General features: G+C 59.6%; 3 protein-coding genes and 2 pseudogenes. 3 read left to right on the top strand and 2 right to left on the bottom strand.

The genetic code is table 11. The features are described 5' to 3' along the window. Both Q2B33_RS22520 and Q2B33_RS22515 read right to left on the bottom strand, forming a co-directional pair. Positions 1 to 255 (bottom strand): annotated as a pseudogene (locus Q2B33_RS22520) (hypothetical protein); the annotation flags it as partial. A 140-nt stretch (positions 256 to 395) separates the two neighbouring features. Further along, positions 396 to 1,718, bottom strand: a complete 1,323-nt coding sequence (locus Q2B33_RS22515) for an alpha-glucosidase/alpha-galactosidase (RefSeq protein WP_300772901.1) — start codon at positions 1,716 to 1,718, stop codon at positions 396 to 398. 288 nt (positions 1,719 to 2,006) lie between these two features. Between Q2B33_RS22515 and Q2B33_RS22510 the strand changes: the two genes are divergently transcribed. The 3 genes and pseudogenes from Q2B33_RS22510 (at position 2,007) to Q2B33_RS22500 (ending at position 6,798) form a co-directional block, all read left to right on the top strand. Beyond that, positions 2,007 to 2,840, top strand: coding sequence for an AraC family transcriptional regulator (locus Q2B33_RS22510; RefSeq protein ID WP_300784194.1), 834 nt, complete (start codon positions 2,007 to 2,009; stop codon positions 2,838 to 2,840). A gap of 28 nt (positions 2,841 to 2,868) precedes the next feature. Beyond that, positions 2,869 to 3,717 (top strand): annotated as a pseudogene (locus Q2B33_RS22505) (hypothetical protein); the annotation flags it as partial. A 222-nt stretch (positions 3,718 to 3,939) separates the two neighbouring features. Then, complete coding sequence (locus Q2B33_RS22500) at positions 3,940 to 6,798, top strand: alpha-mannosidase (RefSeq protein ID WP_300784192.1); 2,859 nt, start codon at positions 3,940 to 3,942, stop codon at positions 6,796 to 6,798. Positions 6,799 to 6,991 lie beyond the last annotated feature (193 nt).

Genomic DNA, 6,991 nt, shown 5'->3' with positions numbered 1-6,991 from the left:
TTCGCGGGGAACCATGAGGAGGATGTCGGAGTAGCCTGTGCCGGACTCGGACTTTACGATCCAACTTCCCTCCGCCCTCAGCAGGCCCAGGAACATGCCATGGTAGAAGTTCTCCTTCTTGGCTTTCCTCACCGCTGTGTCCCGGATGCTGATGGACTCTGAAAGGAACGCGCCGAACAGCTCCTGCACGGCCTCTGCATCGCCTCCTTTGACCGCAGCGCAGAACCGCTCCCACCGCTCGTGATCGCCCGTCACCTGTTTGCTATAAAAAGAAATCAACCTCCAGTCCAGATCCCCGCAAAGACGACGGGCGGAAGGTAATCCTCCCGCCCGTCGCATCATAGGAAATCCTTCGCAGGAGCAACGCTCCAAGCAGCCCTGTCCTGCAGTGCTTCCTACTTATATTCCTTCATATAATCCCCATGTGCCTCAATCAGATCGTCGCACATGGCCACGATCTCATCCAGGGAAAGCTCCGCCGCGGTGTGGGGATCCAGCATGGCGGCCTGGTAGATGGCCTCTCTTTTCTTCGTGACGGCAGCCTCGATGGTCATCAGCTGGGTGTTGATGTTGGTCATGTTCATGGCGGCAAGCTGCACCGGCAGGCGGCCCACCTTGCAGGGGTGCACGCCCATGTTGTCAATCAGGCAGGGAACCTCCACGCAGGCGTCCGCGGGCAGGTTGGAGATCAGCCCCTCATTGAGCACATTGCCGCCGATCTTGTAGGGAACGCCGGTGACCACGGCCTCCATGATGTAGGAAGCGTACTCTCTGGTGCGGTCATGGGTGACCTTGCCGTCGGCCAGGATGTCGTTCTTTTCCTTCTCCCAGCCCGCGATCTGGTTCACGCAGCGGCGGGGATACTCGTCCAGAGGGATGTTGAATCTGTCGATCAGCTCCGGGCAGCGGCTCTTGATGAACCAGGGGTTGTACTCCGCGTTGTGTTCACTGGATTCCGTGCAGTAGTATCCCAGGCGGCGTATGTACTCATAGCGCACCATGTCCGTGTGCTTCTCCGCACTGTTCTTCTCCGCGGCGCGGCGCTTAATCTCCGGATACAGGTCGTTGCCGTCCTTGTCGTAGATCTCCAGCAGCCACGCCATATGGTTGATGCCCGCGATGAGCTCCTTTCGGCCCTCCAGCTTATCCTCCATGCCCAGGCCCTTCAGGAGCCCTTCGGAGCAGACCTGGACGCTGTGGCAGAGGCCTACGGTCTTCACATTGGTGTAGCGCTGCATATAGCCGGAGAGCATGGCCATGGGGTTGGTGTAGTTCAGGAACAAGGCATTCGGGCACACCTCCTCCATATCCTCCGCGAAGTCCCGCAGTACGGGGATGGTGCGCAGGGCCCGCATGATGCCGCCTATCCCTAAGGTGTCGCCGATGGTCTGGCGCAGGCCGTACTTCTTGGGAATCTCGAAGTCCGTGACCGTGCAGGGCTCATAGAGGCCTACCTGGATGGCGTCCACCACGAAGTCCGCCCCCCGCAGGGCCTCCTTGCGGTTCTCCACGCCCAGGTAGGTGCGGATCGTGGCGCGGCCCTCGTTGGTGTTTTTGTTGATTGCGCTCAGGATGATCTCGGACTCCTCCAGGCGCTTGGGGTCGATGTCGTAAAGCGCGATGTCGCTGTCTCGCAGGGCGGGCGTGCACATGCAGTCCCCCAGCACGTTCCTGGCAAACACGGTGCTGCCAGCTCCCATGAATGTGATTTTAGGCATTTTTCGCTCCTTTCGCCGCGGCGGGGCGGCTATTTGTAAAAATTGTTTATTATACCTGATATCATATCGCCTTTTGGGGAAGCGCGATAGGGATTATGTTTCGAAAAATTGTATAAATGTTGCATACGCCTTGCGAAAGAGATTGCAATCGGGGACGGGGCGGGCTATACTGGAAGGGAAACGTGCGGACATGAGGGTTCGGGTACGAAAGGGCGGGGAAGCGGTGCCAAAAGACGACAGGCTGCCAGGCGAAGCTACCGGTAGCCGGACGGAGACAGGAGGATGTCTATGGCAGAGTTGAAAGAATATTACCGGGAAATCAAGTCCGGCGATGCGCTGGCGTTCTATTTCTGCGGGTGGGAGAAGTGCCGGCCGGGGCATTCCTTCGGGCCGGCGGTGCGCCCCCATTTCCTGTTCCACTTCGTCCTGTCGGGCAGGGGGCATTACGACAGGGCGGGAGAGCGGTACGAGATAGGCCCGGGCCAGGGCTTCCTGATCCTGCCGGGGGAATCCACCTGCTATCAGGCAGACCGGGAGGATCCCTGGGAATACTGCTGGATCGGCTTCGGGGGCAGGGCGGCTGCGGACATCCTGCGGGAATGCGGCCTGGGGAAAGAGACGCCCATCTACCGGGACAGGAGCGGCGGGCGGCTGCGCAGGGAGATGATGCAGCTGGTGGATTCCTTTGGCCACGGCGACGTGAACAGCTATATGCTGCTGGGCAGGCTCTATCTGGCATTGTCCTATATGATGCCGAAGCAGCCCACCGGGGGCACGGTGGCCCAGGACTATGCGAACCGTGCCCTGGACTTCATCCATAACAACTTCGGCTATGAGATCGGCGTGGCGGAGATTGCCCGGACGGTGGGGATAGACCGCACGTACCTGTACCGCATCTTCAGACAGCAGGTGGGGGAGTCCCCCAAGCGGTACCTGACGGCCTTCCGCCTGCGCATGGCGGCGGGGATGCTGGAGGAGACCAGCCTGCCCGTGACGGAGGTGGCGCTGTCCTGCGGCTTCAAGGAGGCGTCCCTGTTCGACAGGCAGTTCCGGGGGACTTACGGCTGTACGCCGCTGCAGTACCGGAACAAGGCGAAAAACGGAATGTGCAAGAGGATATAAAGGAGTGTGCCATGCTTCGGCTATCGGCACCAGCTCCAACAGCCTTGCAGGGAAGTTCATCCGGGAGGGGAGCCCGGATGTGAAGATGGTCATGGAGAATCTGCTGGAGGGCGGGAGGCTCCATACGAAGATAGACGGGCAGATTGTATTCAGCCAGCTTGACCAGGACGAGAACGCCATCTGGAGCCGGCTGGTGGCCAGCGGCTACCTGAAGGTGGAAAACTACATGATAGAGGACGGGGAGGAGAACTATGAACTGTCCCTGACCAACAAGGAAGTCCGCCTCAACAATTTTCTAAAGGCGCTGCTGCAGGGGGACGAGGAGGCCATGAACGCGTATATGAACCGGGTGTTCATGGCGGTCTTCAGTTACTTTGACACAGGAAGCGAGTCATCGGAGGCCTCAGAGCCGGAGCGCTTCTATGATAGAATCGAAGAGATGATTCTATCATCAAAGTTCTGCCACGGCTTCGCCCTGGGCCTGATGGTGGAGCTGGCGGGCAGATATACAATCACCTCCAACCGCGAGAGCAGATTTGGACGCTACGATGTTATACTGCATAACGCCAGAATTTACCGTACTACACTGGTTAAACGCATATGGCTGGCGTTATGCAGTCGGGTTGCTCGGAAATTATAACCGTTAAGCAGTATATATTGGAGCCGCTGAACCGGGAGGACGGCGTTTATCCTGGAATTCAAGATGCACAATCCGAGGAAAAAGGGCGAGAAGACCCTGGAGGACACGGTACAGGCAGCCCTGCGGCAGACTGAGGAGAAGCAGTATGCCGCGGGCCTCCTGGCAAAGGGAATCCCCGAGGACAAAATCCGCAGATACGGTTTTGCCTTTGCGGGGAAGAAGGTTCTGATCGGCTGAGGGAACAGGCGGACTGTCCGCGGCTGCTTTCGAATGTTCGATATGACATATTTGCTATGTCTGTTCTACACTGAAACCAATATAAAATCATAGTAAATTTGAATAGAAAACAGGAAAAAAGCATAAATGCCACAAAAAAGGCTTGAAAAAGAGCATGGATATGCTATAATAAAACGAAAAATATTATAACAAACAATACAAAATAATACAGAGGAGGTTGCTATGGCAGGGATTGTTGAAAAATTCATAAAGCTAAAGACATCCATCGGTGGGAACCGGGAGAAGACAGGGTACGAGGATACCTTCGGCATGCCCAAAGAAGAGCAGGCGCACATCACGCGTCCCAACAAGGCCAACAACAGGATCGTCAGCGAACTGGAGTTCGCCCTGCATGTCTCCCGGGAGGACGGCGGGCGCTATGACGGCGTGCTGGAGCAGGCGCTGGATTTCCTGCTGGGGAAGATGGACGCACAGGGCGTGCTGACCAATCAGGACTGCGAGGCGGCGGAGGGAATCCTGTCGCCCATGGCGGAGGAGGCCAAAAGCTACAAGCTGATCCTGGCGGCCCATGCCCACATCGACATGAACTGGATGTGGAGCTTCAACGAGACAGTGGCGGTGACCCTGGCCACCTTCCGCTCCATCCTGAACATCATGGATCAGTACCCCCAGTTCAAGTATTCCCAGTCCCAGGGCGCGGTGTACAAAATCGTGGAAGAGTACGATCCGGAGCTCATGGAGGAGATCAAGGCCAGGATCGCGCAGGGGCGCTGGGAAGTCACCGCCTCCGCCTGGGTGGAGACGGACAAGAACATGCCCACCGGCGAGTCCCTGCTGCGCCATATCCAGTACACCAAGGAGTACATGGAAAAGGTATGGGGGGCCCGTGACCTGGAGGTGGATTTCTCTCCGGACACCTTCGGCCACAGCGCCAACGTGCCGGAGATCGACCGTTTCGGCGAGGTGAAATATTATTACCACTGCCGGGGGAACGGCGGGGAGGAGATCCTCTACCGCTACAAGGCGCCCTCGGGAAAGGAGGTCCTGGCCTACAGGGAGCCCAACTGGTACAACGGCGCGGTGACGCCCCATATGGCGGCGGGGCTTCCGGAGCTTGCCAGGCGCTGCTGCGGGCTGCGCACGGGCCTGGCGGTGTACGGCGTGGGAGACCATGGCGGCGGCCCCACCAGAAGGGACGTGGAGCGGGCCCTGGAGATGATGGAGTGGCCCATCTACCCTGAGATAGTGTTCGGCACCTTCCGGGAGTTCTTCAAGGAGGCGGAGAGCGTCTGGGAGAAGCTGCCCGTGGTGGAGCGGGAGCTGAACTATTTCGCCCCCGGCTGCTATACCACCCAGAGCCGGATCAAGAGGGGGAACCGCAGACTGGAGGCATCCCTGCTGGACGCGGAGGCCATGTCCGCCCTGGCGGGAAAGCTCACGGGCTTCAGATTCGCCAAAGAGAAGATGGAGAACGCCTGGCGGGACGTGCTGTTCACCCATTTCCATGACATCCTCACCGGCTCCTGCGTACAGGATTCCAGGGAGCACGCCATGGGGCTGTTCCAGACCTCCATGGCCACGGCCAACACCCAGATCCAGAACGCCATGGGCGCCATCGCCCGCAGGATCGACACGTCCTCCATCAAAGTGGATGTGGATTCCTATTACAGCCAGTCCGAGGGCGCGGGAGCGGGCTACGGCATCGAGAACTTCGTGGGCGTGCCCAGCACCGAGCGTGGCAGCGGGCGAACCAGGATTTTCCATGTCTTCAACACCCTGGCCTGGGAGCGTACCCAGGTGGCGGAGCTCACCGTCTGGGACTGGACCGGGGATATGCGCAGGCTCCATGTGACGGACTGTGGGGGGAAGGAGATTGGGTTCCAGCTGGTGGATAAGCAGATGCAGCAATACTGGGACCATAAATACATCCGCGTGCTGGTGGACGTGACGGTGCCTGCTCTTGGGTATACCACGGTGGTGCTCTCCGAGAAGGAGCCGGAGACCTATCCGGTCTATCTGCAGGAGACAGAGCATGTGGCCGGAATGTTTGACGATTACACGATTGAAAATGAACGGATAGCTGTGACGATTTCCGCAGTCTCCGGGCGCATCACATCCCTGCGCCACAAGGACACCGGCGCGGAGATGGTGGGAGCGGAGGAAGGCGCGGGCTTCACCTTCATCGAGACGGAGACCGCTACCTCCAGCGCCTGGAACATCGGCAGATATATCCGCCAGATTCCCGTGGACCGCTGCATGCGGATAGAGAAGACGGCGGACGGCGGGGAGGGCTCTCTGCGCGGGAGCGTGAAAGCGACCTGGAAGGTGGCGGATTCCACCATAGAGGCGACCTACAGCCTGGACAGGCACCAGTCGGCGGTGCGGATGGACGTGAAGGTGGACTGGAACCAGGCGGGAAGCGACATCATCCCGGTCCTGGATTACCGCATCCCCCTGGCTTACGAGCCGGTGGACTACCAGTACGACATCCCGGCGGGCTATATCCGCAGGAGCGCCCTGAACAACGATGTGCCCGGCCTGCAGTACGGCCTGGCCAGGCAGGGAGAAGGCCCCTGCGCGATTTTGGTCAGCGACAGCAAATACGGCTACAGGGCGGCAAAGCGGCAGCTGGGGCTGACCCTGATCAACAGCTCCACCAGCCCGGATCCCTATCCGGAACGCGGCATCCACAGCATCACCCTGTGGCTGGGCGCCTGCGGCCCGGATGCGAAAGAGGCGGAGCAGATGGCCACGGCCTGCAACCACGGCCTCTTCTACCAGCCCTCCAACTCCCACCCCGGGACGCTGCCCATGGAGAGCAGCCTGCTCGGGGCCAGGACAGAGAGCGGCGTGATTTCCGCCGTGCTGCCCGGGGAGGATGGGAAAATCCTGGTCCGCGCCTACGGGACGGCGGCGGAGAAGGAGGAGATTGCCCTGCGCTTCGCGTCCGATGTGGCGGAGGCGAAAGCAGTGAATCTCTTCGGAAAGGAGCAGGGGGCGGGCGTGAAAGTCTCCGGAAACCAGCTCACCTTCCAGGTAGAACCCTATGCGCTGGCTGAAGTGGAAGTGGAGCTTGCCTGACCTCTTCCGCGCAGCCCCGGAGGCCCCGAGCCGTTCCGGCGGCTGCAGCCAGGCGCCATGGCGCTGTGGGACACAGACATAAAAAGAGAGGAAGCCTACGATGGAAAGGCTTCCTCTCTTTATTCCCGCGAGCAATGAGCCAAGCGGCCGTGCTTGCACGGCCAGTTGGCGAATGCCGCGAGGGTCAAATACC

The organism is uncultured Acetatifactor sp. (genome assembly GCF_948601915.1).
Taxonomy (GTDB): domain Bacteria; phylum Bacillota; class Clostridia; order Lachnospirales; family Lachnospiraceae; genus Acetatifactor.
Note: the sequence above shows the minus strand (reverse complement) of the source record. Positions and strands in the feature narration are given on the sequence as shown.

Coding starts and splice junctions, on each gene's coding strand:
- Q2B33_RS22515 (WP_300772901.1), bottom strand. CDS start 1,718: ATGCCTAAAATCACATTCATGGGAGCTGGCAGCACCGTGTTTGCCAGG.
- Q2B33_RS22510 (WP_300784194.1), top strand. CDS start 2,007: ATGGCAGAGTTGAAAGAATATTACCGGGAAATCAAGTCCGGCGATGCG.
- Q2B33_RS22500 (WP_300784192.1), top strand. CDS start 3,940: ATGGCAGGGATTGTTGAAAAATTCATAAAGCTAAAGACATCCATCGGT.